Genomic DNA, 26023 nt, shown 5'->3' with positions numbered 1-26023 from the left:
GTGCCCAACAACCCCTCACCCGGATCAAGGGCCATAACAAAATGACTGAATACAAACTTGCGCTGGTGGGCTTCGGTGGTGTCAACCGGGCCTTGGCCCAACTGATTGCCGAGCGCAATGCGCGCTGGAAAACCGAGCTCGGCTTCACCCTGAAAATCGTCGGCGTGACCGACCTGTTTCTCGGCTCGCTGATCGGCCGCGAAGGCCTGGATGCCGGGGTGCTGGCACGCCTGCCAGCGGTCAAGGGGGCCTTTGCCCAACTGCCGGGCGGCAGCGCCGAAGCGCAGAACGCGGCAGTGATCAAAGACTCCGGCGCCGACATCATTGCCGAGGCCACCTTCACCAACCCGGTGGACGGTGAGCCGGCCACGTCGTTCTGCCGCTGGGCCCTGGAAAACGGCCAGCACGTGGTCACCACCAACAAGGGCCCGATCGCCCTGCACGGTCCAGAGCTCAAGGCCCTGGCCCAGCGCCATGACGTCGGCTTCGAATACGAAGGTGCGGTGATGAGCGGCACCCCGGTGATCCGCCTGGCCAAGCAGACCCTGGCCGGCAGCGAACTGAGCGGTTTCGAGGGCATCCTCAACGGCACCTCCAACTACGTCCTGACCCGCATGGAAGGCGGCCTGGGCTTTGCCGAGGCGGTCAAGGAAGCCCAGGCTCTGGGTTACGCCGAAGCCGACCCGACGGCTGATGTCGAAGGGCATGACGTACGCCTCAAAGTGGTGATCCTGGCCAACGAGTTGCTCGGCGCCAAACTCACCGTCAGCGATGTCAGCTGCAACGGTATTTCCGCCCTCGACCTGGCCGACATCGAACAGGCCCGCGCCGACGGCGCACGCTGGAAACTGATCGGCGCCGCCACGCGCCACGCCGATGGTTCGGTGAGTGCCAGCGTCGAGCCGCGCCTGTTGGGCAGCGATCACCCGCTGGCCGGGATCAGCGGCGCCACCAATGCGGTGTCGTTCAACAGCGAGCTGCTGGGCGCGGTCACGGTCTCCGGACCGGGCGCCGGGCGCATGGAAACCGCGTTCGCTCTGCTCTCGGACATCATCGCCATCCACCGTCGCGTTGCGCAGCACTAGGAGAAGGCCTGTGAACCTATCGCGTCTGGCCCTGGCGGTTGTCGAATCGCCGATTGATGTACTGAACCCCTTTGATGGCAGCCTGGTGGGCAGCGTCGAGGACATGAGTGCCGCCCAGGTTCCGCAGTTGCTGGAACAGGGGCGCAGCGGCGCGCGGGTGTGCGCCGGGTTGCCGCGTTATCGCCGCGCGCAGATCCTCGAACAGGCGGCCCTGAGTGTAGAACGCGATGCCCCAGCCTTTGCCCGGTTGATCGTCGACGAGGCCGGCAAGACCCTCAAGCAGGCACAAAAGGAGGTCAAGCGCTGCGTCAACACCCTCAAGCTGTCGGCGGAGGAAGCCCGGCGTAATGCCGGGGAAGTGGTGCCGTTCGATGCTTACGAAGGTTCCGAGTCGCGCCAGGGCTGGTTCTCCCGCGAGCCCCTGGGGTTGATCGTGGCCATCACCCCCTACAACGATCCGTTGAACCTGGTGGCCCACAAGCTCGGCCCGGCGATTGCCGGTGGCAACGCGGTGATTCTCAAGCCGTCGGAGCTGGCGCCGCTGTCGGCCCTCAAGCTGGTGGCGTGCCTGGTCGAGGCCGGCCTGCCGCCATCGGTGGTCACGGTGGCCACCGGCGGTGCCGAACTGGGCAAGGCCCTGGTGGCGGCCCGTGAGGTGCGGATGATTTCCTTCACCGGCGGTTTTGTCACCGGTGAACAGATCGCCCGCGGCGCCGGCCTGAAAAAGCTGGCCATGGACCTGGGCGGCAATGCGCCGGTGATTGTCATGGGCGATTGCGACCTGGAGGCGACGGTCGACAGTTGCCTGTCCGGCGCTTTCTGGGCCGCCGGGCAAAACTGCATCGGCACCCAGCGCCTGTTGATCCAGGCCTCGATCTACGAGGCGTTCCGCGAGCGGTTTGTCAGCCTGGCGCAGCAGTTGGTGACCGGTGACCCGTTGCTGGCCAGCAGCGACATCGGGCCGATGATCAGCGTGCAAGCGGCGCAGAATGCCGAACAGGTGGTCAACGAAGCCCTGGAGCAGGGCGCACGCCTGCTGTGCGGGCACCGGCGCGACGCCTCGTGCTACGCCGCCACGGTGCTGGAAAACGTCGATCACGCCAGCCGCCTGTGGCGCAACGAGGTATTCGCCCCGGTGGTGGTGCTGGAGCCGTTCGAGACCTTCGATGAAGCCATCGAACTGGCCAACGAACCGGAATACAGCCTGCATGCCGGGATCTTCACCTCGAACCTGGCCACCGCCATGAGCGCCGCACGACGCATCGAGGCGGGCGGGGTGATGATCAACGACTCATCCGACTACCGCTTCGACGCCATGCCGTTCGGTGGCTCCAAGTACGGCAGCATGGGCCGTGAGGGCGTGCGTTTCGCCTATGAAGAAATGACCCAACCCAAAGTGGTGTGCCTCAACACCCTGGGTTAGCGGTCACGGTTCCAGGTCAACGGTCGTTGCGCACCGGGCAGGTTTGGTCACCTGCCCGGTGTTTTTTTGTGTGGCTGCTGCTGAGCCTGTGAGCCTGCCCTGGCCGTCCAGCCCCTGTGGCGAGGGAGCTTGCTCCCGCTGGGTCGCGTAGCGGCCCTGAAACCTGGCGCCTCGGTTTTTTGGGTGTGCATATCCGTTGCTGCGGGTGTGGCGGGTATAGGTTCCGCCCTTACGGCGGGTCACTTTCGAAAAGCGCGAAAGTAACCAAAGCGCTCTTGCCCCACCACTCGGTGCCTCGCCTAGGCTCGGCTAACCCGGCGTCCTGCCGGGTTAGCCACGGCTCACTGCCTGCGTTCGGCCAGCGTGGTTTAACGGGCGCTTCAGATCAAAATCACCTGCAAAGCGAGGCGGCCCTCCGGCCGGCCTGGTTTTCGGCTCGTCTGAGTTTCTGTAGCCGCTGCCGAGGAACGAGGCTGCGCTGGCCCTTGAGGACGCCGTGGAGTCTCAGGTGTATTTGCGGCGGTTCAGATGGCCTGCGGCAGCGGCTACAAGACGCTAAACATCGCATCTTTTACCGTTACCCCCAACAGCTTTTTCAATACTCGGGATGCTGCGGCAAGTCGTCGGTAATGCTGAACCAGGACGCCTTGCTGGCGACAAACACATGGCGGCTGGCGCGCACGCCGGGGTCGGTGTCCAGGGTGCCAAGAGGCACGCCGAGAATCTCGGGCTGTGTGTCGAAACGGGTTAGCAGGCTGGAACCGCAGCGTGAGCAAAAGCCTTTGTGCTCGCCTGGGGATGATTCGTAAAAGGTGATCAACTGCGCCCCGGCAGTGGTGGTCCAATCCGCGCTGGCGATTTTGGCCCGGGTGCGAAACGCGGCTGCGTGCAGCTTGCGGCACATCGAACAATGGCAGTTCAGTACATCGTTCAGCGGCCCGTTGATCTGGTAGCGCACCGCGCCGCACAGGCAGCTGCCCTGGTGAATTTTGTGTTGGTCAGTCATGCCGTTCTCCCTTGAATAAACCTTGGTCCGCAGGCCCGGTCACGGTAGCTCCGTGGCCGGTGGCGGGGGCTTCAATCTAGTCGCCGCCCGCGTGCTACAGAAGGTCGGGAACGGTCGGCGAGTGGGAGTTTTCCGCCATTAAGCCTCGGCTAAGCCTCGGCGTCGTTCTCGAGTGCGTCGGCCTCGCGCTCGCGACGAAAGCTCATGATGTGCGGCAGTTTTTCCTCGATCCAGTCCACCAGCGCCTCGACCCGTTGCGCAGCTTCCTGGCCCAGGGGTGTGAGGTTGTACTCAACATGGGGTGGCACCACCGGCAACGAGTGGCGGTGTACCAGGCCATCGCCTTCAAGGCCTTGCAGGGTCTGGGCGAGCATTTTTTCACTGACCCCGCCGATCTTGCGTCGCAGGTCGCTGAAGCGCTGGGTGCCGCCGAGCAGCACCACCAGCACCAGTACGCCCCAGCGGTTGGTCATGTGCTTGAGTACATCGCGCGATGGGCAGTTGACTGCCAGCAGTTCGCCGCGTCGCAGCTTGGCGCTCAAGGGCAGGGGCAGGTCTTCGGAAACGCTCATGGTACTTACCTTTTTGTACGTACTTACTAAAAGTTAGTCAGGGCGATAGGGTGGGCGCTCTCTCGTCTTCACACAAGGATTTTCCCCATGATTGCTATCACAGGTGCAACCGGACAGTTGGGTCGTCTGGTGATCGATGCGTTATTGCAACGGGTGCCCGCCAGCGAAGTGCTGGCCTTGGTGCGCGACCCCCTCAAGGCCCGGGACCTGACTGCGCTGGGTGTCACCGTGCGCCAGGCCGATTACAGCCAGCCGCAAACCCTGGCCACGGCCTTGGCCGGCGTCGAGCGTCTGTTGTTAATTTCCTCGAACGAAATTGGCCAGCGCACTGCGCAGCATCTTGCGGTGATTGATGCGGCCAAGGCCGCCGGGGTGAAGCTGCTGGCCTACACCAGCGTGCTGCGTGCCGACACCTCGGCCCTGGGGCTGGCGGCGGAACATCTCGCCACCGAGCAGGCGTTGAGCGCCTCGGGCCTGGACCATGTGTTGCTACGCAATGGCTGGTACAGCGAAAACTACAGCGCCGGTTTGCCCACGGCCCTGGAGCACGGTGTGTTGCTGGGCGCCGCCGGCCAGGGCCGCATCGCTTCGGCGGCTCGTGCTGATTACGCCGAGGCCGCCGCCGTGGTGCTGACCAGCGAAGGCCAGGCCGGGCGCGTCTACGAACTGGCCGGCGACAGCTCCTACACCCTTGAGCAACTGGCGGCGCAAACCGCTCGCCAGTCCGGCAAGCCCCTGGTGTATCAGAATCTATCCCAGGAGGAGTACCAGGCTGCGCTGCTGGGCATTGGCCTGCCCGAAGGGTTCGCCGTACTGCTGGCCGACTCCGACGCGGCGGCGGCCAAGGGCGCGCTGTTCGATGACGGCCAGCAACTGAGCCGGCTGATCGGGCGCGGCACCACGCCGATCGCCGACTCGGTGGCGGCTGCGCTCAAGGGCTGAGTGCCAGCGCCGGGCAATTAACTCACCCGGTAGGTTTCGCGGCGGGCAGGGCGCCGGCCATTTTGGCCGGTGGCTTGGCCTGCATCAGGGTGTTGATGGCCTGGCGATAGCGGTTGCCGGCCAGGCTCATGCTGTTGTTGTGGGTGCCGCCCGGGATCAGCAGCAGTTGCTTGGGTTCTTGCGCGGCGTTGAACAGTTGCTGGCTGAAGCGCGAGGGCACATAGCGGTCTTCCAGGCCGTGGACCACCAGCAGCGGCATGCCGATGCGGTCGATCTTGTCGATGGAGTCGAACTTCTGCGACAGCAGCCAGCGCACCGGCAGCGAGGTGTTGCCGATAGCGGCGGCCGCATCGGCCAGGCTGGTAAAGGAGGACTCGATAATCAACCCGCGCGCGGCCACCGGCGTGTGGTTGCGGGCGGCTTGCTGCCCGAGTTCGGCAGCCAGGTCCACGGCCACCGCGCCACCCAGGGAGTGGCCGTAGATCAGGCGTTTGCGCGCGTCGGGTTGCAATACCAGGAGTTTTTCCCAGGCGATGCGTGCGTCCTGGTACACGCTGCGTTCCGAGGGCAGGTCGCCCTGGCTTTGGCCGAAACCACGGTAGTCGATGGCCAGCACCGAATAGCCCAGGGCGTGCAGTTGCTCGATTCGAAACAGCTGGCCGGTGAGGTTCCAGCGTACCCCGTGCAAATACAGAATCGCCGGCGCATCGGCCCGGGCCGCCGGCCACCACCAGGCATGAATGTTCTGCCCGGCCTTGAGGGTCTTGGGCGTGAGCTCCAGCTCGCGCACGGTTTTGGGCAGGCCGTGGTACCAGCCGGCTGTACCGGGCTCGATGCGAAACACCAGTTTGCGTTCCTGGTGTTCCAGCACCTGGCAGCCCACCGGCACCCCGACCAGCAAAAGGGCCATGCACAGCAGGGACAGCCAGCGACGGCCGGCACGCTTGAGCAGGGATGCAGTCATGGAGGGGGTCACCACACAGAGAACACAGATGACGGGTTTTAACAGAACTGCCGCCGCCGCGCGTGTGGAATTCGGCGGACGGTGCGGCAGATGTTTTACAAAATGCTGGGCAACTGACGGGCCTTTCAGCTGTGGCGCAAGCCTTCCAGGCCCAGTTGCGCCAGGTAGCGAACCTTTTCGTCGTCGTCCTGCAGCGCTTGCAGCAAGCCCTGGATGGCCTGGGCCTGGGCGGCGGCGCCGAGCCAGCGGTTGTTCAGCACACAGGCGGCGTGGCGGCGGATCACCCGGTGGGGCGAGGCCAGGCCGGCCAGGGCTTGGGGCAGGTCCTGATCGCTGATGGTGGTGAAGGAGCTGCCCGGCTTGAGGGCCTCTTCCACGGCCGCGGTCAGGCCCGGACGTTGTTCGAGCAGGCTGATCAGCACGCTGTAATCCAGGGCCGCCGGTTGCGTGCGCTTATCGTTGAGGTGGCTCAACGGCGTGCAAAGACCCTCCACTGCCACGTCGTCGGCCTGTCCCAACAACCACTCGACATCGCCCAGGCAGGCCAGGGCCCTTGCGCACCAATGGCGCGTGGTTTCCTGTTGGGCCTGGCCCAGGCGCAGGCGCAAGGCCTCGATCACCGCCGCGTCGGCATGCCCGGCCAGGCCCAGGATGCGCGCGATGGCATAGGGGTCTTTGACCTGGTGCAGGCGTTCGATCAAGGCGCTGCTGGCACGGGGCCCCTGGGCGATCAACCAGGCTTGGGCTTCTTCGGAACCGATGCGTTGAGTGCGTTGCAAGCGGTCGAGGTAAAAGCTCAGCTGTTCGGCATAGGGCAAGGCGGCGATTTCTTCGCGCAGGCGGTCGGTGGCGACCTCTTCGGGAAAGTGCCAGGCAAACAGCTCGGGGGGCATGCTGGCGCGGGCCATGCCGACTTCGTCGTTGAAGTCATGGAACAGCGCGACGAAATGCCGATCGACCCGGAGATCGTCCTTGAAGTGTTCGCGCAAGGCCCGGGCCGCCTGCGCCACGCAGGCGACGAACTGTGCTTCGACCGCCTGCCAATGTTGCGGGCCCTCGCGGTTGGCTTCGATTTGCAACGGCTGATCCCAGGCTTGCAGCGCCGGGTTGGCGTAGTCATCGAGCTCCCAATCCCAGCGCCAATCGGCAGGGTTCCAGCGCACGCCGCTGATGTCCCGGGGCTGGCCCGGGCCATGATCTTCCTCCAGGGTCGCCTCGCTGCTGATGGCGAGGGAAGGCAGGTCGATAACCCGATCCTCTTCGCGGTAACTGGCATGGAAGGCCACGGCATAGGGCGCGGGAATACCCTCGTTCAACAGGGTTTCCAGTGCGTCGCGGGCGCTGTCGAACAGGGCGTTCTGCAGGGCGTTCCAGTCCATGGCGGGGGTCCTTGGCAAGCGGTGGGCGGCGCTGGAGCACGCCGCGGTGGCGAACTCTGGCTCAGCTGTCCAGCCTTGTAAAGCCTGTGCTTGAGCCTTCAGCGCGGCGGTGCTTGTTCAACCTGTAGACAAACTGCGCCCGGCTCAGCCCCAGCAGGCGGGCGGCGGCGGACAGGTTGCCGGCGCTTTTTTCCAGGGCTTCGTTGATCAGGCGTGACTCCAGGCCTTCGATGGAAAAGTCCGGGTCCCGTTGGTTGAGGCTGTCGAGCAGGGTCGCCTCGGCCTCGGGGCGCGGGCCCGGGGCCAGGGACAGGCCGCCGTGGTCGTCCAGGGAATAGGCCTCTTCGGGCAAGGGTTCGTTGCGAAACAGGTGCACCAGGTCAATCGCCTGTCCGTCCTCGCTGGCGATCAGCCCGCGTTCGATGAGGTTTTGCAGTTCGCGCACATTGCCGGCGAAGTCATAGCGCAACAGCACCTTCAGGGCGCGCATGGTCAGCCCGGCCGGGGTCCGCACGTATTCGTGGCAGTAGCGCTGGAGAAAGGCGTTGATCAGCAGCGGAATATCGTCGCGGCGTTCGCGCAGGGGCGGCAGGGCGATGGGGTAGACGTTGAGCCGGTAGAACAGGTCGGCGCGAAATTCGCCGGCGGCCACCGCCTGGCGCAGATCGATATTGGTCGCCGCCACCACCCGCACATCCACGGGGATGCCGTGGCCACCGCCGACCCGCTCGATCTCCCGTTCCTGCAAGGCACGCAGCAGCTTGCCTTGCCCGGCCAGGCTGAGGCAGGTGATTTCATCGAGGAACAAGGTGCCGCCCTGGGCCCGTTCGAAGCGTCCGGGGCGCGAATGGGTGGCACCGGTGAAGGCGCCGCGTTCGACCCCGAACAGCTCGGCCTCTATCAGGTTGTCGGGGATCGCCGCGCAGTTGAGGGCGATAAAAGGCCCGGACCGGCGTGGGCTGAGCTGGTGCAGCTGGCGCGCGAACAGCTCCTTGCCGACCCCGGATTCGCCGCTGATCAGCACCGTGGCCGGGGTTGCGGCCACGCGCTGCAAGGCCTGGGTCGCGGCATTGAACGCGGCGCTGGTGCCAATCAGTGGTTGCTGGCTGGAGGCGGGCGCAGGGACGCTCGAGGGTCTGTTCGGGGCGACGGTGGCGGTGGGCGCTGGCGACGGCGAAACGTTCAGGTAGCTCAGGTCTTGCTCGACATCGCCCCACTGGGCGGCGGTCTTGCCCAGCACCCGGCAATTGGCGTGGCCCATGCCGCGGCATTCCACCTCGCGGAAAATCACCATCTGGCCAAACAGGCAACTGACAAAACCGATGGCGTAGCCCAGTTCGGTCCAGCACACCGGGTCCTGGCCGATGCCATAGGCGGCCACGTGTTCATCGGCCTCGCAGGAGTGGTGCCAGAGAAACTCGCCGTCATAGAAACCGGAGTCGGCGTCGAACTTGAAATGCAGCGGTTCGACCTTGGTCATGCCTTCCAGGCTGTGCAGGTGGGTGCCGGCGCGAAACACCGCCGCCGCATCGGCCTGGGGCCAGCGCTCGCGGATCAGCCGCGCATCCCGCGCGCCACAGGCATAGCCGGTGCGGGTGAACAGGCCGCGCGCCTGCTCCAGGCCCTGGCGCTCGATGATCTCCCGCCGCAGGGCGCCGAACGACGAGCTGTGCAGCAACAGCATGCGCTGGTCGTTGAGCCAGATACGGCCGTCGTCGGGGGAGAAGAACAGGCAGTCATTGAGTTCGGCAGGGGTCGGCGAGCTGCTGGCGCTGAGTTCGCTGCTGTCGCCACGGGGGCGGTAGGGCTCGCGGGTCAGTTGGGGGTCGGGCAGCGGGCAGTGGGGAATGGTCATTGTTTTGGCCCCGGGCGTTTGAGTGCTCGATATGAGCAATTGGCGAGATAGTTATTAAACATAACTTTATCAATTGAACAAGCGCGTCCGGAGCGAGCGCCGCCCGGCAGCGGCGACTCATTCCCGAGGGCGCTGGTGCAAGCCTTGAGTTAGAGCCATCACGGCAGCCTCGGCGAGTCCCTTGGCGAAACCGGCACAGCCCTTGCTCAAGGCCTGGTACGGCGTTGCACCAAGCCCTCGGGCGGCGACGACGAACACAATGACAAGAACCGGGAGTGTGCAATGACTGTGTCTGAAACCACGCAATTACTGCGGCGGGCCCTTGAGGCCCACTGCTTGTTCAATGGCGACTGGGTGCCCGGGTCGGCCCCGGTGCAGGCGGTGCTTGAACCCGCCACCGGCGAGGTGCTGCTGCACAGCGCCATGGCCGACCCGGCCGATATGGCCGCCGCCTGCCGCGCCGCGGCGTTGGCCCAACCGGCCTGGACCGCCCTTGGGCCACGCCAGCGCGCCGAGGTGTTTCGCAAGGCGGCGGGCTGGGCCCAGGCTGCCTTCGACGAGTTGGCGCTGTTTGTGGCCCGGGAAACCGGTGGCGCGTTGTTCAAGGGCGAACACGAAGTGCGCGAGGCCATTGTCCTGCTGCACCAGGCCGCGGGGTTGCTGTCCCAGCCCCACGGCCTGGTACTGCCCAGCGAAGCCGGGCGTTTGTCCTATGCGCGGCGCCAGCCCCACGGCGTGGTCGGGGTGATTTCGCCGTTCAACTTTCCCCTGGTGCTGTCCCTGCGTTCGGTGGCGCCGGCCCTTGCGGCGGGCAATGCGGTGGTGCTCAAGCCGGACCCGCAGACCCCGGTCAGCGGTGGTTTGCTGATTGCCTGCCTGTTTGAGGCCGCCGGCTTGCCCAAGGGGTTGTTGCAGGTATTGCCGGGGGCTGCGGATGCCGGCGAAGCGCTGTGCCGTGACCCCAATGTGCAGATGATCGCCTTTACCGGTTCCACCGGCGCCGGGCGCAAGGTCGCTGAAGTGGCCGGGCGTCACCTGAAAAAAGTGGCCCTGGAGCTGGGGGGCAAGAACCCGCTGATCATTCTCGAAGACGCCGACCTCGACCTGGCCGCGAGCAACGCCGCCTGGGGCGCCTGGTTGCATCAGGGGCAGATCTGCATGGCCAGCGGCCTGATCCTGGTTCATGAGTCCATTGCCGCTGCATTCACCCGCAAGCTGGCGGACAAGGCCCGGGCCCTGACCGTGGGCAATGCCGCTCGTGGAGAGGCCGCCCTTGGCCCGTTGATCAACGCGCGGCAATTGCAGCGGGTGCAGCAGATTGTCAGCGACACCCTGGCCGCCGGCGCGCGCCTGGAAGCTGGTGGCGAAGCCCGCGGCCTGTTCTACCTGCCGACGGTGCTCAGCGGCGTGCGTCCGGGCATGCGGGCCTTTGAAGATGAAGTCTTCGGCCCGGTGGCCACGGTGGTGAGTTTTGCCAGCGACGAGGAGGCCATCGAACTGGCCAACCGCACCGAGTACGGCTTGTCTGCGGCCGTGATTTCGCCGTCGGTGGGGCGTGCCATGGCCATTGGCGATCGCCTGCAGTGCGGCCTGCTGCACATCAACGACCAGACCGTGGCCGACGAATGCATCAACCCCTTCGGCGGGCGCGGCGCCTCGGGCAATGGCGGCAGCGTCGGCGGCCCGGCGGACTGGGACGAATACAGCCAATGGCAATGGGTCACGGTGAAAAACACTGCGCCGGCCTATCCCTTCTGATTTCCGAAAAACCTGTGCCTACACAACAATAAGAGGGCTTGAACATGAACCTGCACAACAAAATCCTGGTGGTCACCGGCGCCGCTTCCGGCATCGGTGCCGAGCTGGCGCGCCTGGCGCAGTTCCAGGGGGCGACGGTGATCGGCATCGATCGCCATGAACCGCAACTGACCCTGGACGGTTTCTTCCAGGCCGACCTCGGCGACCCGGCGAGCATCGACGCCCTGGTGGCGCAGTTGCCGCAACGCATCGATGCCCTGTGCAATGTCGCCGGGGTGCCCGGCACGTCGCCGGTGCAGGCGGTGGCCCAGGTCAACTACCTGGGCCTGCGCCACCTCAGCCAGGGGCTGCTGCCACGCATGAGCCCGGGGGGCAGCATCGTCAACGTGGCCTCGATCCTCGGGGCGCAATGGCCCGAGCGCCTGGCGCTGCACAAGGCCCTGGCCGCCACCGAGTCCTACAGCGCCGGACAGCAATGGCTGGCGGCCAACCCGGTGCCCCAGGGCAGTTGCTACCAGTACTTCAAGGAGGCGCTGATTGTCTGGAGCTTCCTGCAATCCCAGAGCTGGTTTCGCGAGCGTTCGGTACGGGTCAACTGCGTGGCGCCGGGGCCGGTGCTCACGCCGATCCTTGGTGACTTCGTGAGCATGCTCGGCGAGGAACGGGTGGCCCGCGACAGCGTGCGCATGAAGCGCCCGGCCTTGGCCGATGAGGTGGCGGCGGTGATTGCCTTCCTCTGCTCGGACGCGGCGCGCTGGGTCAACGGGGTCAACCTGCCGGTGGATGGCGGGCTCGCGGCGACCTACGTGTAACCCCAGCCGATGCCATAAACCCCGGCCCTGCCGGGGGTCTTGAACAACAACAAAAATACAGGACTAACAAGATGCCCAAGCCCTTCTTGCGGACCCTTGCGGCCGCGATATGTGTCGCGCTGTGCAGCAGCGCCTACGCCTACGACCTGCCCGGGTTGAACCTGGGCAGTACCAGCTTCTACGACGGCTCGCCGGTGCCGGCGGGGCCCGGCTGGTACCTGGAGGAGTACCTGAGCTATTCCCGGGCCACTCGCTTCAACGACGCCAACGGCAACAAGCTGCCCCTGCCCAGGCAGCAACTGGAGGTGGTGGCCCCGACCACCCAGATCATCTACGTCGGCCAGCCCCTGGCCAATGGCGCGATGCCGGGCTTTACCCTGATCAATACCTCCCTGGCTCATGTCGACGTCGACGATGGCTTGAACAACGCCGCCTTGAGTGCCCGCGCCGGTTTTGGCGACCTGATCCTCGGCGCCTTTGTGCAACTGCCCACCCTGACCCGCGCCGACGGCAGCCCGTGGCTGACCCAGCGGATCGAGGCCGATGTCTCGGTGCCGGTGGGCGCCTACGACCGCAACCGTTCGATCAACCCCGGCAGCAACTTCTGGTCGTTCAACCCGTATTACGCCGCCACCTACTGGTTCACCCCGCGCTGGTCGGCCAGCGGTCGCTTCATGTACCTGTGGAACGGCAAGAATCACGACCCGCAAGCCGGTTTCGGCGACGTTTCCGACACCCAGGCCGGTCAGGCCCTGCACGCCAACCTGACCCTGCAATACGCCTTCAGCGAACAGTTCAGCGCCGGGCTCAACGGCTACTGGCTCAAGCAATTCACCGACACCCAAGTCGACGGCCACGCCGTCAGCGGCCGCCGGGAAAAGGTCTGGGCCATCGGCCCGGGCGTGCTCTATGCCTTCAATAAAGAGAACGTGCTGTCGGTCAACGCCTACTTCGAGCAACAGGCCGAGAACCGCACCGAGGGCAACAAACTGGTGTTTAACCTGTTGCACAAGTTCTAGCGGGGAGGGCGGTTGGGTGGTGCCGGGCGAGGGCCTGCCCGGCGCCATGTGGGGCCAGGAGCTGCCACCGCTGTCAGCTTGATAGCGGGTGGGGAAAGGGCGCAGTAGGGCAGGTTTTTGATGGGGGAATCGTTGAAATCAAAGTGCCGCTACTTTAGGGTCTGCAACCTGAACGGTCGGGCCTGATACAAGGGCCAAGAAGGGACGTTGATCGTCATTGCCGGTCGCTTGATAAACAGTCAGCTTTCACGAATAAGGACGGTTCATGTACTACCCCCGCGAAGCCGAAAAAGATCATCTCTACAACCGGGTCATCCTCCTCACGATTGCCTGCTGCGTGCTGCTGGCATTCGCCTTCATGGCCCGAGGGTCAGGTGTTATCTACGGTGCCATTCATCTAAGCCCTACCGAGGTGGTGGGCACAGTCGCCCAGATTGAGCGATTCGAGAAAAACAGCCGCTTCGCCACCATTCATTACACCTACACCGACCATGACGGCCAGGTTCACGAAAACAGCTACTTCGATGCTTATTACGATGAGCACCCTGCATACGACGTCGGTGGCCCCATTGATATCCAGTATTCGGCCTGGTTTCCGTCGGTAAGCAGCCTGTCCTCTGCACTGCATACCTACCGCATGAGCTTTTACATCATGGCCACTGCATTGCTGTTGGTGCTGCTGTTTCTGGGGATCTCGGCATGGACGATCAATCGGATTGCCTCGATGAAGGCCGAAGATCGGGTGTATTGAACGTCAGTGTCTGTAGCTGCTGCCTCGCCAAGCTCGGCAGCGGCTACGGGATTTGTGTTTTTGCGCGCTCCTGTCGCTGGCTGTTACTCAGGCACTTTCCTGCCCACTTATGGGCCGCTCGGTGGGCCATTTGGTAGCAAATCTCCCGTCTTCTGGGTATCCCGTCAGGGCCGTCGCGCCCGGCCCACGGGTCTAAACCATTGAAAATCAGTCACTTGAATGTTTTCAGGGCAACCTGGCACGGCTTCTGCATTTTTGAATTTATGGATAATTGGATACAAAAATACAAAAGGTGCCCGCCATGCAATTCGCTCCCGCTTACGTTGAACGTCAGCCCCTGACCGCCGAGGAGGAGGCTTACAACTTTCTGCTCGAAGCGATCTGCTGCGGCCGTTACTGCAAGGGCGATCGGCTGATTGCCGAGGATATTGCCGGTGAAATCGGCATGAGCCGGATGCCGGTGCGTGAAGCCTTTCGCCGCCTCGATGCCCAGGGCCTGGTGACGTTGCGGCCCAACCGGGGAGCGATCGTCAGTGGCCTGGATATCGCCGAGCTGCACGAAGTGTTCGAGATGCGCAGCGCCCTGGAGGGGCTGGCCGTGCGGGTGGCGGTGGCCCATATCGGCGAGCGCCAGCTGGCGGCCCTGGAGCGGCTGCTCGACGAGATGGATGACTACCGCGACGAGAGCGCGCAATGGGTCAGCCGCCACCGCAAATTCCATGAATACCTGTGCAGCCTCAGCGGTCGGCCTCGGCTGCTCAAGCAGATCTCGGCCCTGTATTCGCTGATCGAGGCGCCCATGCGCCTGTGGCTGCAACATGTCGATAAACCCCTGAGCGCGCGCCAGGAGCACGCGGTGATCCTCGACGCGATTCGTGCCGGCGATGCCGATCAGGCCGAGGCCGTGGTGCGCGAGCACATCGAAGGCACGGTCCCCGAGCTGATCAAGTTTCTGCAAGCCGAAAAATAAGCCAAGAAGCGGGCCCCGAGCCCGACCCTGTTGTGACTTTGAGTACTGCCCCCGTTACTAACCGAACTGGAGTGTCTGGTCATGCACAAAACAAGCGCCTTGCTTGCCGCGGTATCCCTTGGACTTTGTGCACAGTGGGCGCTCGCCGCGCCCGTGGTGCCGGAGCGATTGCAAAAGGTCGACAAGTTGACCTATTGCTCGGGCATGGATTCGCCACCCCTGGTGTCGTTCGACGAGGCGCAGAAGCCCAAGGGCCTGACCGTGGACCTGGGCCTGGAGATCGCCAAGCGCCTGGGCAACAAGCAGGTGCAGTGGCGGGTGATTCCGTTCTCCGGGCTGCTGCCGGCGTTGCTGGCCCAGCAGTGCGACATGATCGTCGACCAGTTGTTCGACAAGCCCGAGCGCCGCGAGGTGATCGACATCGTCAACTACATGTATTCCAGCCAGTCGGTGGTGGTGCCCAAGGGCAATCCCAAAGGCATCAGGACCCTGGACGCGCTGTCCACGCACAAGGTGGCGGTGCTCAACGGCTCGACCATCAAGACCCTGCTCGACGCACACAACGAGACCCTGACCAAGGCCGGCAAGCCGCCCATGAAGCTGGTGGTCTACAACACCGACACCGACGCCTTCCAGGCGTTGCGCATCAGCCAGGTCGACGCCTACGGCACCACCGTGGAAACCGCCGGCTACTACGCGGCCATGGCCCCGGATCTGTTCGAGGAGGGGGTGCCGGCCTTCAGCCGGATTCTCACCGGGCTGGGTATTCGCAAGGATGACCCGCAACTGACGGCGGCGGTGCAGCACGTCATCAGTGACATGCGCAGCGACGGCAGCTACAGCCAACTGCTGGCCAAATGGCATGTGGCCAGCGACCAACTCGACTGAGGCGTGCCCCTGATGAACTTCAATTGGGATGTGTTCTGGCAGTACCTGTTGCAGCCCAGCGGGGTGTACCTCACCGGGCTCTGGCTGACCTGCCTGATCAGTGTGTTGGCGATGTTGATGGGCTGTGCGCTGGGGCTGGTGGCGGCGCTGATGCGCCTGTCGCGCAACCCCCTGCTGCATCTGCCGGTGCGTTTTTACGTGTGGTTGATGCGCGGTACGCCGCTGCTGGTGCAGATCGTCTTTCTCTACACCGCCCTGGCGGCGGGGGGGATTTTCCGCTTCGAAGACCTGGAGCTGTTCGGGCTGGTGGTGCCGGGCAATATCCAGGCGGCGATCATCGCCCTGGGCCTGAATGAAGGCGCCTACATGTCCGAGATCATCCGGGCCGGGATCGGCGCGGTGGACAAGGGCCAGTACGAGGCCGGGCGTTCCCTGGGCATGACCTTCGGCAAGCTGATGCGGCGCATCGTCCTGCCCCAGGCCTTCCGCGTGATCGTTCCGCCCCTGGGCAACGAATTCAACGTGATGCTCAAGAACACCACCCTGGTCAGCGTGATCGGCGTGCAGGAGCTGCTGCTGAGTACGCAGATGGTGACCTCGGCCACCTTCCGCGTCTTCGAGTTGTACCTGGTGGTGGCGATCTACTTCCTGATGCTCACCACCTTGTGGGGCTTCTTCCAGCGCTGGCTGGAACAACGCTTCGGCCAGTCGGACCGGCCCACGCCGCCGCCTGCCAGCAGCCGCATGTTCGGCCGCCACACCCTGAAACTGCTGCGGGGACGCTAAGCATGGCGCACAAGAGCGAAGAGCTGATCATCGATGCCCAGGACATTCACAAGTCCTTTGGCGAGCTGCAGATTCTCAAGGGGATTTCCCTGCAGGTGCGGCGCGGCGAAGTGGTGGTGCTGATCGGTGCCTCGGGCTCGGGCAAGACCACTTTTATCCGCTGCATCAACCTGCTGGAAGACATCCAGGGCGGGCGTATCCGAGTCAACGGCCGGGCCATGGGCTACCGCGAGCGCGCCGACGGCAGCCTGGTGCGTGACTCGGAACGCAACATTGCCCGCCAGCGCCGGGACATCGGCATGGTGTTCCAGCGCTTCAACCTGTTCCCCCACATGACCGCCCTGGAAAACATCATCGAGGCGCCGATCCAGGTGCTCGGCGTGTCGCGTGCCCAGGCCCTGGAGCAGGCACGCGGCCTGCTGGCGCGGGTCGGCCTGGCGGACAAGGCCGGGCACTACCCGTCGATGCTTTCCGGTGGCCAGCAGCAGCGGGTGGCGATTGCCCGGGCGCTGGCGATGAAACCCCAGGCCATGCTGTTCGACGAACCCACCAGCGCCCTGGACCCGGAAACCGTGGGCGAGGTGCTGCAAGTGATGAAGGAGCTGGCCGAGGAGGGCATGACCATGGTCGTGGTCACCCATGAAATGGGTTTTGCCCGGGAAGTGGCGGACCGCGTGGTGGTGCTCGACCAGGGCGAGTTGATTGAACAGGGGCCGCCGGAGCAGATCTTCAGCCGTCCCAGCCATCCCCGTACCCAAGCCTTTCTCAGCCGTGTGCTGTGATCTTTTCCAGGGAGTTGACCATGCGTTTATCCAGTCTTGCCGCGGCCTTGTGCATGGCCGCCGTGTTGCCCCAGGTGCAGGCCGCCGAGCAGGTGGTGAAGGTGTACAACTGGTCCGACTACATCGCGCCGGACACCTTGAAAAACTTCGAGCAGGCCAGCGCGATCAAGGTCCAGTACGACATTTTCGACACCAATGAAATGCTTGAGGCCAAGTTGCTGTCCGGGCACTCGGGGTACGACCTGGTGGTGCCTTCCAGCCAGTTCCTGTCGAAGCAGATCCGCGCCGGAGCCTACCAGCCGTTGCAGCGCAATCTGCTGGGCAACTGGCCGCACCTGGACCCGCGCCTGATGCAGCGCCTGGAGGCCGCCGACCCGCGTAATCAATACGCCGTGCCCTATATGTGGGGCACCGTGGGCATCGGCTACAACGAGGAGAAAGTCCGCGCCGCCCTGGGCAAGGACGTGGTGCTCGACTCGTGGTCGATGGTGTTCGACCCGGCCAACCTGGCCAAACTCAAGAACTGCGGAGTGGCGTTTCTCGACGCGCCGGTGAAGATCATTCCCCAGGCCTTGCTCTACCTCGGCCTGGACCCCAACAGCAGCCGCCCCGAAGACTATAAAAAAGCCTCGGCGCTGCTGATCAAACTCAAGCCGTCGGTGACCTACTTCAACTCGTCGAAATACACCGCCGACCTGGCCAACGGAGATATCTGCGTGGCCATCGGTTATTCCGGCGACGTGATGCAGGCCCAGACCCGGGCCAGGGAGGCCGGTAAGCACACCGACATTCGCTACCTGATTCCCAAGGAGGGGGTGAACCTGTGGTTCGACATGCTGGCCATTCCCAAGGACGCCGGCAACGTCGCCAATGCGCACAAGCTGATCGACTACCTGCTGCGCCCCGAGGTGATCGCCCCGATCAGCGATTACGTGGGCTACGCCAACCCGAATAAAGACGCCACCGCGCTGATGGACCCCAAGGTCAGTGGCAACCCCGGGGTGTACCCCGGCGATGAGGTGATCAGCCACACCTTTGTTTCCGCCGATCTGCCGGACCCGATCCAGCGCCTGATCACCCGCGAGTGGAACCGGATCAAGTCCGGCCAATGAATTGACGAGTGTTTGCCATGTTGAAAATTTCTGCCCACGAGTACCCCTATCCGTCCCAGCGCCAGAGCGTGTTCGCTCGCCGGGGCATGGTTGCCGCCTCGCAACCCCTGGCGGCCGAGGCCGGGATCGAGATCATGCGCCAGGGCGGCAATGCCATCGACGCCGCGATTGCCACGGCCGCGGCCCTGACCGTGGTCGAACCCACCGGTTGCGGCCTGGGGGGCGATGCCTTTGCCCTGGTCTGGACTCAGGGCCAGTTGCATGGCTTGAACGCCAACGGCCACGCCCCGGCGGCCCTGAGCATCGAGGCGGTGCAAGCCGCCGGCCATCAGCAGATGCCGCTCTACGGTTGGGAACCGGTCACCGTCCCCGGTTGCCCCTCGGCCTGGGCCGAGCTGTCGCGGCGCTTTGGCAAATTGCCGTTTGCCGACCTGCTGCAACCGGCCATCAGCCTGGCGCGGGACGGCTTCCCGCTGTCGCCGGTGGTCGCCCATCAATGGCAGATCGCTCTGGATGAATTCAGCCCCCACCGCAACGCCCTGCTGGAACCCTGGTTCGACACCTTCCTGATCGACGGCCGCGCGCCCAGGGCCGGCGAACTGTTCCGCAACCCGGCCCAGGCCCGGACCCTGGAGGAACTGGCGGCCAGCGCTTGCGAAAGCCTGTATCGCGGGCCGCTGGCCCAGCGCCTGGATGCCCATTCCCGCGCCACCGGCGGCTACCTGCGGGCCACTGACCTGGCGGACTACCGGGCGCAGTGGGTCGAGCCGATCCACATCAATTACCGTGGGGTCGACGTCTGGGAAATCCCCCCCAGCGGCCAGGGCCTGGTGGCGCTGATGGCGCTGAAGATCCTTGAAGGCTTCGACTTCGATCACCGCGACAGCCAACAGACCTGGCATCGCCAACTGGAGGCGATGAAGCTCGCCTACAGTGACGGCCTGCACTACATCACCGATCCGCAGCATATGCGCGTGGCCGTGGCCGACCTGCTGAGCGATGCCTACAGCGCCCGGCGCCGCGAGCAGATCGGCGAACAGGCGCAGCCTCCCAAGCCTGGCGACCCCCATGCCAGCGGCACGGTGTACCTGGCCACGGCTGACGCCGAGGGCAATATGGTGTCGTTTATCCAGAGCAACTATCACGGCTTCGGCTCCGGCGTGGTGCTGCCCGACAGTGGCATCGCCTTGCAGAATCGCGGCCAGGAATTCAGCCTCGACCCGAGCCACGCCAATTGCCTGGCCCCGGGCAAAAAGACCTTCCACACCATCATTCCCGGCTTTCTCAGCCAGGGCGGCGAGGCCCTCGGGCCGTTTGGGGTCATGGGCGGCTACATGCAGCCCCAGGGCCATGTGCAAATGGTCATGAACCTGGTGGATTTCGGCCTCAACCCGCAAGCCGCGCTGGATGCCCCGCGCTGGCAATGGCTGGGGGAGATGAAAGTCGGCATCGAGCAGGGCGCCTCCCGCGACCTGGCCAACGCCCTGGCCCGCCGCGGGCACCAGGTGGAAATCGCCAGCGACCTGACCGACTACGGCCGCGGCCAGATCATCCTGCGCGACCCGGACAGCGGCGTGCTCTGTGGCGGCACCGAACCGCGTGCGGATTCCCATATTGCGGTGTGGTAATGGGCCCTGGGATTCGTTTTTCCAGGTGGACCTCCGGCGAGTGAAAGGGACCGCGTCCGAACGCGGCCCAAACCTGCGGCAGCGGCTACAGAATTCGTCATGACTCGGTGGCATCTACCGCGCGGCAATCGCCTGGGCCAGTTGGTCGTCGCTCATGTGCGGCGCGGGGTAGTGGTTGTGGTAGTCGCGCACGGCGCGTTCAAATTGTGCGCCGCGAATCGCGCCGTTCGAGGCGACGAAGCTGGTGGCGTCATCTTTGGCGAAGCTGAGGAATGTTCGCGGCTCGGTGGTGAAGGCGCTGGCGAGCAAGGTGCCGCCGATGCTGTACAGGGTGGAGCTGTCGGAGGGGGAACCTCGGCCTTCCATGGCCCAGGCCGGCAGGGCAGCGAGGATCAGGGTGGCGGCGAGGGTGAGGCGTTGGCGAAAATCCATGTCGGTTCGGCATCCTGGTGGCAAGAGGCGCGTTGAAACTCGCCGCTTGCCAGCCTAAACCTGCGCAAGGGCAGGCGCCATGCCAAGCGCAACAAAAAACCGGCCAGGCGCATGCCGGTCAGAATCAGCGCCCGCCAAAGCGCGCCAGCGCCGCCTCGATAAAGTGCCGCACCTTGGCGGTCTTCTGCCGATGGGCCGTGTACAGCAGATGCATCTGCCGGCTCGGCGCGCTGAAGTCGCCCAGCAGGCGCACCAGATCGCCCCGTTGCAGCGCCGGCGCCAAAAAATCCTCCGGCCCCAGCACCACGCCAAAGCCGTCCAGCGCGGCGCTCATCAGTGCCCTGCTCTCGTTGACGTGCAAGCGGCTGCTGACTTGGACCCGGTGCACGTTGGTGCCTTGGTTGAAGGTCCATTCGCTGTCGGCCGGGCGCGACCAGTAGGCGTAGCCCAGGCATTCATGCTGCTCAAGGTCGCTCGGCACCTGGGGCGTGCCGCGCTCGGCCAGGTAGCGCGGCGCGGCGCAGGCCACCAGTCGATAAGGCGCCAACGGCCGCGCCGTGAGGCTGGAGTTGGCCAGTGGGCCGATGCGAAACGCCACCTCGAAGCCTTCTTCCACCAGATCGACGAAGCGATCGGTCAGGTGCAGATCGATCTCCACCTCCGGGTGCAGGCGCAAGAAGTCGGTGACCAGGGGCATCAGGCTGTAGGAGCCAAAGGTCACCGGTGCGCTGATTTTCAGCTTGCCGCGAGGGGTGTCGTTCATGATCTGCGCCAGGGAATCGGCGGCCTGGGCTTCGCTGACAATGTGTTTGCAGCGCTCGTAATAGGCACTGCCCAGCTCAGTCAGGCTCTGGCGTCGAGTGGTGCGGTTGAGTAGCCGCGCGCCCAGCCGCTGCTCGAGCGCGGCCACATGCTTGGCCACCATTTGCGCCGACATGCCCAGGCGCTCGGCTGCGCGGGCATAGGACCCGGTGTCGGCCGCCATCACAAAGGCGCCCATGCTGGTCAGGCGATCCATTCAATACTCCTGGTAATGAGTCTAAGTAAGGGGTGACGATTTATCTGCTTATGGTAGCCAATCATCATAGGGCCTTCTTACCCCAACAGCGGAGAACGACATGCGTATTGGCATTATCGGAGCAGGTTTTATCGGGCGCGCCGTGGCGCAACTGGCGCTCAAGGCCGGGCATTCAGTGATGCTCAGCAATTCCCGGGGGCCGCACACCATGAGCAGCGTGCTCAGTGGGATCAGCGGCTGCGAGGTGGGCACGGCCGAGGAGGCGGCGCGGTTTGGCGAGGTGGTGCTGGTGGCGATTCCCTTCGAGCATTACGCCAGCATTGACCCCGAGTGGCTGGCGGGGAAAACCCTGTGGGACGCCAACAACTACTACCCGGATCGCGACGGCCATATCGCCGTCCTGGATCGCTTTGAAACCACCACCAGCCGCCTGCTCGCCGAGCACTTTGCACAATCGAGGGTGGTCAAGGTGTTCAACGCCATTCTCGCCCAGGACCTTTTGCAGGACGGTCGACCCCAGGCCGCGCCCGACCGCCGCGCGCTGCCGATCGCGACGGACGACGCCCAGGCCAGGGCCCAGGTGATCGAGTTTCTGGACCAGGTCGGTTTCGACGCCGTCGATGGCGGTGGCCTGGATCAGAGTTGGCGCTTCGAGCGGGCCAAGCCGGCGTACTGCGTGCCGCTGGACCAGCCAGGGCTGAGCGCTGCCCTGGCGGCGGCCGAGCGTGAGGTCGAGTTGCCGCTGGGGTCTTGGCGGCGCTGAGGGAGCCTGGGCAATCGACAGCGATAGCGAACAGGGAGGAGGGCGGTCCGGTAAAGGCGACGAAAGAAGGTGTGCCCGCGAGCGATATTAAATAGAATGAGTCTCATTTGATTTAACGTGCCACGCCGGGTGCCCTTGCCATGAATGATGCCGTACTGCCAACGGAGCACACCCTCGACAACCTGTACCGTGACCACCGCAGCTGGCTCGAAAGCTGGCTGCGGCGGCGCCTGGGCAACGCCTGGGATGCCGCCGACCTGAGCCAGGACACGTTCTTGCGCGTGCTTGGCAGCGCCCAGCCCCTGACCCAGTTGCAGGAGCCACGGGCCTATCTGCTGACCGTGGGCAAACGCCTGCTGATCAACTTCCACCAGCGGCGCAGCCTCGAGCAGGCCTACCTCAACGCCCTGGCAACCCTGCCCGATGCCTGCGTGCCTTCGCCTGAACAGCGCTGGATTCTCCTGGAAACCCTGCAAGCCCTGGATGAACTGCTCGACGGTCTGCCGAGCGGGGTGCGCCGCGCGTTTCTCTGGAGCCAGCTGGAAGGCCTGGGTTACCGCGAGATCGCCGAGCGCCTGCGGGTGAGCGAACGCACGGTCAAGCGCTACATGGCCCACGCCTACGAACACTGCCTGTTGGTGGACCTGTGAACCCGGCACCCGCCAGCGACCCGCGCCAGGTCGCCCGTGCCGCCGCCCAGTGGCTGGCGTTGCTGGAGTCGGGCACTGCCAGCGAGGGCGACCAGCAGGGCCTGCAACAATGGCGCGAGCGCTGCGCCAGTCACGAGCAGGCCTGGCAGAAAGCCCAGATGCTGCGCCAACGCTTCGCCGAATTGCCCTCGGCCCTGGCCCTGGCCAGCCTCGACCGCCCGCAAGCGGGACGCCGTGCGCTGCTCAAGCGCGGCCTGGGTGTGGCGGTGCTGGTGCCAACGGCCTGGTTGCTGAGCCGGCAATTGCCCCTGGAGGTCTGGCGCGCCGATCTGCACACCGCCACCGGCGAGCGCAGACAGGTGCCCTTGGCCGACGGCAGTTCCCTGCAACTCAATACCGCCACGGCGGTGGATGTGGACCTGGCCGCGCGCCGCCTGACCCTGGTCCAGGGCGAGATGGCGCTAAAGGTGCCGGGCAGCGCGGCCCTGACCCTGCACACCCACTTCGGCCGGGTGCGGGTCAGCCAGAGCGAAGTCTGCGTGCGCCAGGACAGCCTCGGCTGTCGGGTTTCGGTGGTCAGTGGCACGGTGCAGGTGCAGCCCCTGCAGGGTCCGGCCCTGACCTTGCGCGCCGGGCAGCAGGTCCGTCTGCAGGCGTCCGGGGCCGGGCTGCCGCAGGCCTTCGACAGCGCGATGCCGGGCTGGCGCGAAGGGGTGTTGATGGCCCAGGACCAGCCCCTGGGCGATTTCCTGCGGGAGTTGAGTCGCTACCGCAGCGGCGTGTTGCGCTGGGAGCCGGAGTTGGAAGCGCTGCGGGTCACCGGCAGTTTCCGGGTCGAGGACACCGACCGGGTATTGGCTCTGCTGGCCGCCAGCCTGCCGCTGGAGGTGCAGTCGCGGACCCGATTCTGGGTCACGCTGCTGCCGCGTAAAAAAGTTGCTTGAGGGCTGTCCCCTTTTTTCGAGGTGCCTGTCATTGCAGGTAAGTGAACGAAAAAGAGAGCCTCTTCAATGCCCCTCGTAATGCCTAGTTCTGTGCGTCCTTTGCTGCGCCTGAGTCTGTTGCTGAGCCTGAGTGCCAGCCCGTTGCTGGTCCCCGTGAGCTGGGCCGAGGATGCCGGCCGCCGCAGCTACCAGGTGCCGGCCGGCAGCCTGGGCGCGGCCCTGACCCGCTTTGCCGGGCTGGCCGGGGTCGACCTGTCGGTGGATCCGGGCCTGGTCAGTGGGCGCAACAGCGCCGGGCTTTCCGGTGAGTTCGCGGTGGAGGAGGGCTTTGCCCGGTTGCTGCAGGGGTCGGGTTTGCAACTGCAAGCCGTGGGCGAGCAGGCCTACACCCTGGCGCCGGCTCCCGAGGCGGGTAGCCTGGAGCTGCCCAGTACCTCGATTCTCGGCGCCAGCATCCCTAGCAGCGGTGAGCCCTATGCCGGTGGCCAGGTGGATCGCAAGGGCGGCCAGGGCCTGCTCGGCGACCGCGACTTTATGGACACCCCGTTCAACCTCACGTCCTACACCGCCGAGGCCCTGAAAAACCAGCAGGCGCGGACCCTGGGCGACGCCGTGGCCAGCGACCCGTCGGTGCGCACCACTAACCCGGCCAGTGGGCGTTTCGAGCAGTTTTCGGTGCGCGGCTTCAGCCTGTTCAACAGTGATGTGTCCTACGGCGGCCTGTACGGGATCCTGCCCACCTACGCCATCGACATGGAAATGGTCGGCCGCCTGGATGTGCTCAAGGGGCCGGGCATGCTGCTCAGCGGTATTCCGCCCCGGGGCAGCGTGGGCGGCGGCATCAACATCGAGCCCAAACGCGCCCAGGACACCCCCTGACCGAATTCACCGCCAACTACGCCTCTGCCGGGCAGACCGGCGGCGCCGTGGACATCGGTCGCCGCTTTGGCGAGGGCGACCGCTTTGGCCTGCGCTTCAATGGCGTGCGCCAGTCCGGCGACACCGAGTGGGACCACCAGCAGATCAAGCGCGAGACCGGGGTCATCGGCCTCGACCTGCGTGATGAGCGGCTGCGCCTGTCCCTGGACCTGGGGCACCAGGAACGCCACGCCGATGCGCCGATCGAGCGGGTTGAAGTGGCAGCCACGGCGAAAATGCCCAAGGCCGAAGACATCAAGCGCAACATCGCCCAGTCCTGGACCTACGCCCATTCCAAGGACAGCTTCGGCGCAGTGCGCGGCGAGTATGACCTCAGCGACTCGTTGATGGTGTACGCCGCCTTTGGCGCACGCAAAGGCAACTACGACTTCCTGCGGCACGCGGTGCAGGTGACCAACAGCAATGGTGATTTCACCGTCACCCCGCGCACCTTTCGCCGTGATGAAGACGTCAAGACCGCCACCATCGGCCTGCGCAGCGGGTTCAACACCGGAGCGGTCGGGCACACGGTGAACCTGAGCCTGAACCGCTTCAATATGGATTTCGACAACGCCGGCGAGCGTTACCTGCGCGGTGTCAGCAACCTCTACCGCCCAGTGGAACTGCCGCTGCCGGGGCGCCCGAACCGCATCGACACCAGCACCCACACCGAAAACCGTTTCACCAGCCTGGCCCTGGCCGACACCCTGAGTTTCGCCGAGGACCAGGTGCTGCTGACCCTGGGCGCGCGTTTGCAGCGGGTTCAGGTCACCTCCTGGAGCAACGGCGTGCGCGACGAGCCGGTGAATGACGAAAAAGCCCTGTCCCCGGCCCTGGGTCTGGTGGTCAAGGTCACCGATCACCTGTCGCTGTACAGCAACTACATGGAAGGCCTGAGCCAGGGCGAAACCGCTCCGACCACCGCCACCAATGCCAACGAAGTGTTCGCGCCGTATCGCAGCAAACAGGTGGAAGTCGGCGCCAAGTACGACCTGGGCAGCTTCGGCATGAGTGCCAGCCTGTTTCGCATCCAGCAGCCGTCTTATGTCTACGACGAGAACAACAACTTCAAGCCCGATGGCCAGTTGCGCAACCAGGGCCTGGAGCTGAATGTATTCGGCGAACCCCATGAAGGTGTGCGCCTGTTGGGCGGGCTGATGCTGCTCGACAGCGTGCAGACCGAAACCGGCAAGGGCCTGTATGACGGCAATCGCGGCACCGGCTCGCCGGTGGTCAACGCCAACCTCGGCGCCGAATGGGATATCGACAGCCTGCGCGGCCTGACCCTGACTGCCCGCGCGATCCACACCAGCTCGCAGTATCTGGACCCGGCCAACCAGCAGAAAATCGATGGCTGGGAGCGCTATGACCTGGGTGCGCGCTATGCCTTCGAACTGGGTGAAAGCCCGATTACCCTGCGCGCCACTGTTGAGAACGTGCTGGATAAAACCTACTGGGCCTCGGCTGCCACTTCGTCCGACAGTGCGGCGGGGCTGACGTTGTCGACGCCGCGCACCTGGTTGGTGTCGGCCACGGTGGGGTTCTAGGGCGGGCAGGTTGAGCAGG

Annotated in this window: 23 protein-coding genes and 1 pseudogene; 17 read left to right on the top strand and 7 right to left on the bottom strand. The window is 65.0% G+C overall.

Annotation, left to right across the window (positions count from 1 at the left end; genetic code table 11):
• Window positions 1-41 precede the first annotated feature (41 nt).
• Both JFU57_RS28455 and JFU57_RS28450 read left to right on the top strand, forming a co-directional pair.
• Window positions 42-1085 carry a homoserine dehydrogenase gene (locus tag JFU57_RS28455; protein ID WP_201131595.1) on the top strand — a complete coding sequence of 348 codons (1044 nt, stop codon included), beginning with the start codon at window positions 42-44 and terminating at the stop codon, window positions 1083-1085.
• A 10-nt stretch (window positions 1086-1095) separates the two neighbouring features.
• Window positions 1096-2508: an aldehyde dehydrogenase family protein gene (locus JFU57_RS28450; protein WP_201131594.1), complete on the top strand. Its 1413-nt coding sequence runs from the start codon at window positions 1096-1098 to the stop codon at window positions 2506-2508.
• Window positions 2509-3103: 595 nt separating this feature from the next.
• Here the strand turns inward: JFU57_RS28450 and JFU57_RS28445 are convergent.
• Both JFU57_RS28445 and JFU57_RS28440 read right to left on the bottom strand, forming a co-directional pair.
• Window positions 3104-3514, bottom strand: a complete 411-nt coding sequence (locus tag JFU57_RS28445) for a GFA family protein (RefSeq protein WP_201131593.1) — start codon at window positions 3512-3514, stop codon at window positions 3104-3106.
• A 149-nt stretch (window positions 3515-3663) separates the two neighbouring features.
• Entirely contained in the window at window positions 3664-4086 is a 423-nt protein-coding gene (locus JFU57_RS28440; protein WP_201131592.1) for a winged helix-turn-helix transcriptional regulator, read from the bottom strand.
• 87 nt (window positions 4087-4173) lie between these two features.
• On the opposite strand from JFU57_RS28440, the gene JFU57_RS28435 reads away from it, so the two are divergent.
• Window positions 4174-5028 carry an SDR family oxidoreductase gene (locus tag JFU57_RS28435; RefSeq protein WP_201131591.1) on the top strand — a complete coding sequence of 285 codons (855 nt, stop codon included), beginning with the start codon at window positions 4174-4176 and terminating at the stop codon, window positions 5026-5028.
• 22 nt (window positions 5029-5050) lie between these two features.
• Here JFU57_RS28435 and JFU57_RS28430 read toward each other — a convergent pair whose 3' ends face one another.
• The 3 genes from JFU57_RS28430 to JFU57_RS28420 form a co-directional block, all read right to left on the bottom strand.
• On the bottom strand, window positions 5051-5992 hold the full coding sequence (locus tag JFU57_RS28430) for an alpha/beta hydrolase (RefSeq protein WP_201131590.1): 942 nt from the start codon (window positions 5990-5992) through the stop codon (window positions 5051-5053).
• A 125-nt stretch (window positions 5993-6117) separates the two neighbouring features.
• Window positions 6118-7371: a DUF4303 domain-containing protein gene (locus JFU57_RS28425; protein ID WP_201131589.1), complete on the bottom strand. Its 1254-nt coding sequence runs from the start codon at window positions 7369-7371 to the stop codon at window positions 6118-6120.
• Between the two features lie 61 nt (window positions 7372-7432).
• A complete protein-coding gene (locus tag JFU57_RS28420) occupies window positions 7433-9226 on the bottom strand; it encodes a sigma-54-dependent Fis family transcriptional regulator (RefSeq protein ID WP_201131588.1) in 1794 nt (597 codons plus the stop codon).
• 282 nt (window positions 9227-9508) lie between these two features.
• On the opposite strand from JFU57_RS28420, the gene JFU57_RS28415 reads away from it, so the two are divergent.
• The 10 genes from JFU57_RS28415 (at window position 9509) to JFU57_RS28370 (ending at window position 19732) form a co-directional block, all read left to right on the top strand.
• Complete coding sequence (locus JFU57_RS28415; protein ID WP_201131587.1) at window positions 9509-10984, top strand: benzaldehyde dehydrogenase; 1476 nt, start codon at window positions 9509-9511, stop codon at window positions 10982-10984.
• A gap of 44 nt (window positions 10985-11028) precedes the next feature.
• Window positions 11029-11796, top strand: a complete 768-nt coding sequence (locus JFU57_RS28410) for a coniferyl-alcohol dehydrogenase (protein WP_201131586.1) — start codon at window positions 11029-11031, stop codon at window positions 11794-11796.
• Between the two features lie 71 nt (window positions 11797-11867).
• Window positions 11868-12815, top strand: coding sequence for a SphA family protein (locus tag JFU57_RS28405; RefSeq protein WP_078468573.1), 948 nt, complete (start codon window positions 11868-11870; stop codon window positions 12813-12815).
• A gap of 265 nt (window positions 12816-13080) precedes the next feature.
• A complete protein-coding gene (locus JFU57_RS28400) occupies window positions 13081-13566 on the top strand; it encodes a DUF3592 domain-containing protein (RefSeq protein WP_201131585.1) in 486 nt (161 codons plus the stop codon).
• Between the two features lie 301 nt (window positions 13567-13867).
• Window positions 13868-14536: a GntR family transcriptional regulator gene (locus JFU57_RS28395; RefSeq protein ID WP_201131584.1), complete on the top strand. Its 669-nt coding sequence runs from the start codon at window positions 13868-13870 to the stop codon at window positions 14534-14536.
• A gap of 81 nt (window positions 14537-14617) precedes the next feature.
• A complete protein-coding gene (locus tag JFU57_RS28390) occupies window positions 14618-15424 on the top strand; it encodes an ABC transporter substrate-binding protein (RefSeq protein WP_078468575.1) in 807 nt (268 codons plus the stop codon).
• Between the two features lie 12 nt (window positions 15425-15436).
• The gene (locus JFU57_RS28385; RefSeq protein WP_078468576.1) at window positions 15437-16210 is read left to right on the top strand and encodes an amino acid ABC transporter permease; all 774 of its coding nucleotides are present in this window, start codon (window positions 15437-15439) and stop codon (window positions 16208-16210) included.
• A 2-nt stretch (window positions 16211-16212) separates the two neighbouring features.
• Window positions 16213-16992 (top strand): amino acid ABC transporter ATP-binding protein, encoded by a 780-nt coding sequence (locus JFU57_RS28380; protein WP_201131583.1) that lies wholly within the window; start codon window positions 16213-16215, stop codon window positions 16990-16992.
• A 20-nt stretch (window positions 16993-17012) separates the two neighbouring features.
• Window positions 17013-18104, top strand: coding sequence for a polyamine ABC transporter substrate-binding protein (locus JFU57_RS28375; RefSeq protein ID WP_201131582.1), 1092 nt, complete (start codon window positions 17013-17015; stop codon window positions 18102-18104).
• Window positions 18105-18121: 17 nt separating this feature from the next.
• Window positions 18122-19732 (top strand): gamma-glutamyltransferase family protein, encoded by a 1611-nt coding sequence (locus JFU57_RS28370; protein ID WP_201131581.1) that lies wholly within the window; start codon window positions 18122-18124, stop codon window positions 19730-19732.
• A gap of 114 nt (window positions 19733-19846) precedes the next feature.
• On the opposite strand, the gene JFU57_RS28365 is transcribed toward JFU57_RS28370, so the two are convergent.
• Together JFU57_RS28365 and JFU57_RS28360 are read right to left on the bottom strand one after the other, a co-directional pair.
• Window positions 19847-20164 (bottom strand): DUF2388 domain-containing protein, encoded by a 318-nt coding sequence (locus JFU57_RS28365; protein ID WP_201131580.1) that lies wholly within the window; start codon window positions 20162-20164, stop codon window positions 19847-19849.
• Between the two features lie 124 nt (window positions 20165-20288).
• Entirely contained in the window at window positions 20289-21182 is an 894-nt protein-coding gene (locus JFU57_RS28360; protein WP_201131579.1) for a LysR family transcriptional regulator, read from the bottom strand.
• Window positions 21183-21282: 100 nt separating this feature from the next.
• On the opposite strand from JFU57_RS28360, the gene JFU57_RS28355 reads away from it, so the two are divergent.
• The 4 genes and pseudogenes from JFU57_RS28355 to JFU57_RS28340 all read left to right on the top strand — a co-directional run bounded on the left by JFU57_RS28355 (window position 21283) and on the right by JFU57_RS28340 (window position 26004).
• Window positions 21283-21945: an NADPH-dependent F420 reductase gene (locus tag JFU57_RS28355; RefSeq protein WP_078468590.1), complete on the top strand. Its 663-nt coding sequence runs from the start codon at window positions 21283-21285 to the stop codon at window positions 21943-21945.
• 140 nt (window positions 21946-22085) lie between these two features.
• A complete protein-coding gene (locus JFU57_RS28350) occupies window positions 22086-22595 on the top strand; it encodes a sigma-70 family RNA polymerase sigma factor (protein WP_078468591.1) in 510 nt (169 codons plus the stop codon).
• Entirely contained in the window at window positions 22592-23539 is a 948-nt protein-coding gene (locus JFU57_RS28345) for a FecR domain-containing protein (RefSeq protein WP_078468592.1), read from the top strand. The genes JFU57_RS28350 and JFU57_RS28345 overlap by 4 nt, the downstream gene beginning before the upstream one ends.
• Window positions 23540-23605: 66 nt before the next feature.
• Window positions 23606-26004 (top strand): annotated as a pseudogene (locus JFU57_RS28340) (TonB-dependent siderophore receptor).
• Window positions 26005-26023: the final 19 nt, after the last annotated feature.

The organism is Pseudomonas sp. TH07, assembly GCF_016651285.1.
Taxonomy (GTDB): Bacteria; Pseudomonadota; Gammaproteobacteria; order Pseudomonadales; family Pseudomonadaceae; genus Aquipseudomonas.
This window is presented reverse-complemented; position numbering and strand designations above follow the sequence as displayed.

Coding starts and splice junctions, on each gene's coding strand:
- JFU57_RS28420 (WP_201131588.1), bottom strand. CDS start 9,226: ATGACCATTCCCCACTGCCCGCTGCCCGACCCCCAACTGACCCGCGAG.
- JFU57_RS28380 (WP_201131583.1), top strand. CDS start 16,213: ATGGCGCACAAGAGCGAAGAGCTGATCATCGATGCCCAGGACATTCAC.
- JFU57_RS28455 (WP_201131595.1), top strand. CDS start 42: ATGACTGAATACAAACTTGCGCTGGTGGGCTTCGGTGGTGTCAACCGG.
- JFU57_RS28440 (WP_201131592.1), bottom strand. CDS start 4,086: ATGAGCGTTTCCGAAGACCTGCCCCTGCCCTTGAGCGCCAAGCTGCGA.
- JFU57_RS28350 (WP_078468591.1), top strand. CDS start 22,086: ATGAATGATGCCGTACTGCCAACGGAGCACACCCTCGACAACCTGTAC.
- JFU57_RS28405 (WP_078468573.1), top strand. CDS start 11,868: ATGCCCAAGCCCTTCTTGCGGACCCTTGCGGCCGCGATATGTGTCGCG.
- JFU57_RS28410 (WP_201131586.1), top strand. CDS start 11,029: ATGAACCTGCACAACAAAATCCTGGTGGTCACCGGCGCCGCTTCCGGC.
- JFU57_RS28375 (WP_201131582.1), top strand. CDS start 17,013: ATGCGTTTATCCAGTCTTGCCGCGGCCTTGTGCATGGCCGCCGTGTTG.
- JFU57_RS28415 (WP_201131587.1), top strand. CDS start 9,509: ATGACTGTGTCTGAAACCACGCAATTACTGCGGCGGGCCCTTGAGGCC.
- JFU57_RS28395 (WP_201131584.1), top strand. CDS start 13,868: ATGCAATTCGCTCCCGCTTACGTTGAACGTCAGCCCCTGACCGCCGAG.
- JFU57_RS28385 (WP_078468576.1), top strand. CDS start 15,437: ATGAACTTCAATTGGGATGTGTTCTGGCAGTACCTGTTGCAGCCCAGC.
- JFU57_RS28390 (WP_078468575.1), top strand. CDS start 14,618: ATGCACAAAACAAGCGCCTTGCTTGCCGCGGTATCCCTTGGACTTTGT.
- JFU57_RS28360 (WP_201131579.1), bottom strand. CDS start 21,182: ATGGATCGCCTGACCAGCATGGGCGCCTTTGTGATGGCGGCCGACACC.
- JFU57_RS28425 (WP_201131589.1), bottom strand. CDS start 7,371: ATGGACTGGAACGCCCTGCAGAACGCCCTGTTCGACAGCGCCCGCGAC.
- JFU57_RS28355 (WP_078468590.1), top strand. CDS start 21,283: ATGCGTATTGGCATTATCGGAGCAGGTTTTATCGGGCGCGCCGTGGCG.
- JFU57_RS28430 (WP_201131590.1), bottom strand. CDS start 5,992: ATGACTGCATCCCTGCTCAAGCGTGCCGGCCGTCGCTGGCTGTCCCTG.
- JFU57_RS28370 (WP_201131581.1), top strand. CDS start 18,122: ATGTTGAAAATTTCTGCCCACGAGTACCCCTATCCGTCCCAGCGCCAG.
- JFU57_RS28400 (WP_201131585.1), top strand. CDS start 13,081: ATGTACTACCCCCGCGAAGCCGAAAAAGATCATCTCTACAACCGGGTC.
- JFU57_RS28435 (WP_201131591.1), top strand. CDS start 4,174: ATGATTGCTATCACAGGTGCAACCGGACAGTTGGGTCGTCTGGTGATC.
- JFU57_RS28365 (WP_201131580.1), bottom strand. CDS start 20,164: ATGGATTTTCGCCAACGCCTCACCCTCGCCGCCACCCTGATCCTCGCT.
- JFU57_RS28445 (WP_201131593.1), bottom strand. CDS start 3,514: ATGACTGACCAACACAAAATTCACCAGGGCAGCTGCCTGTGCGGCGCG.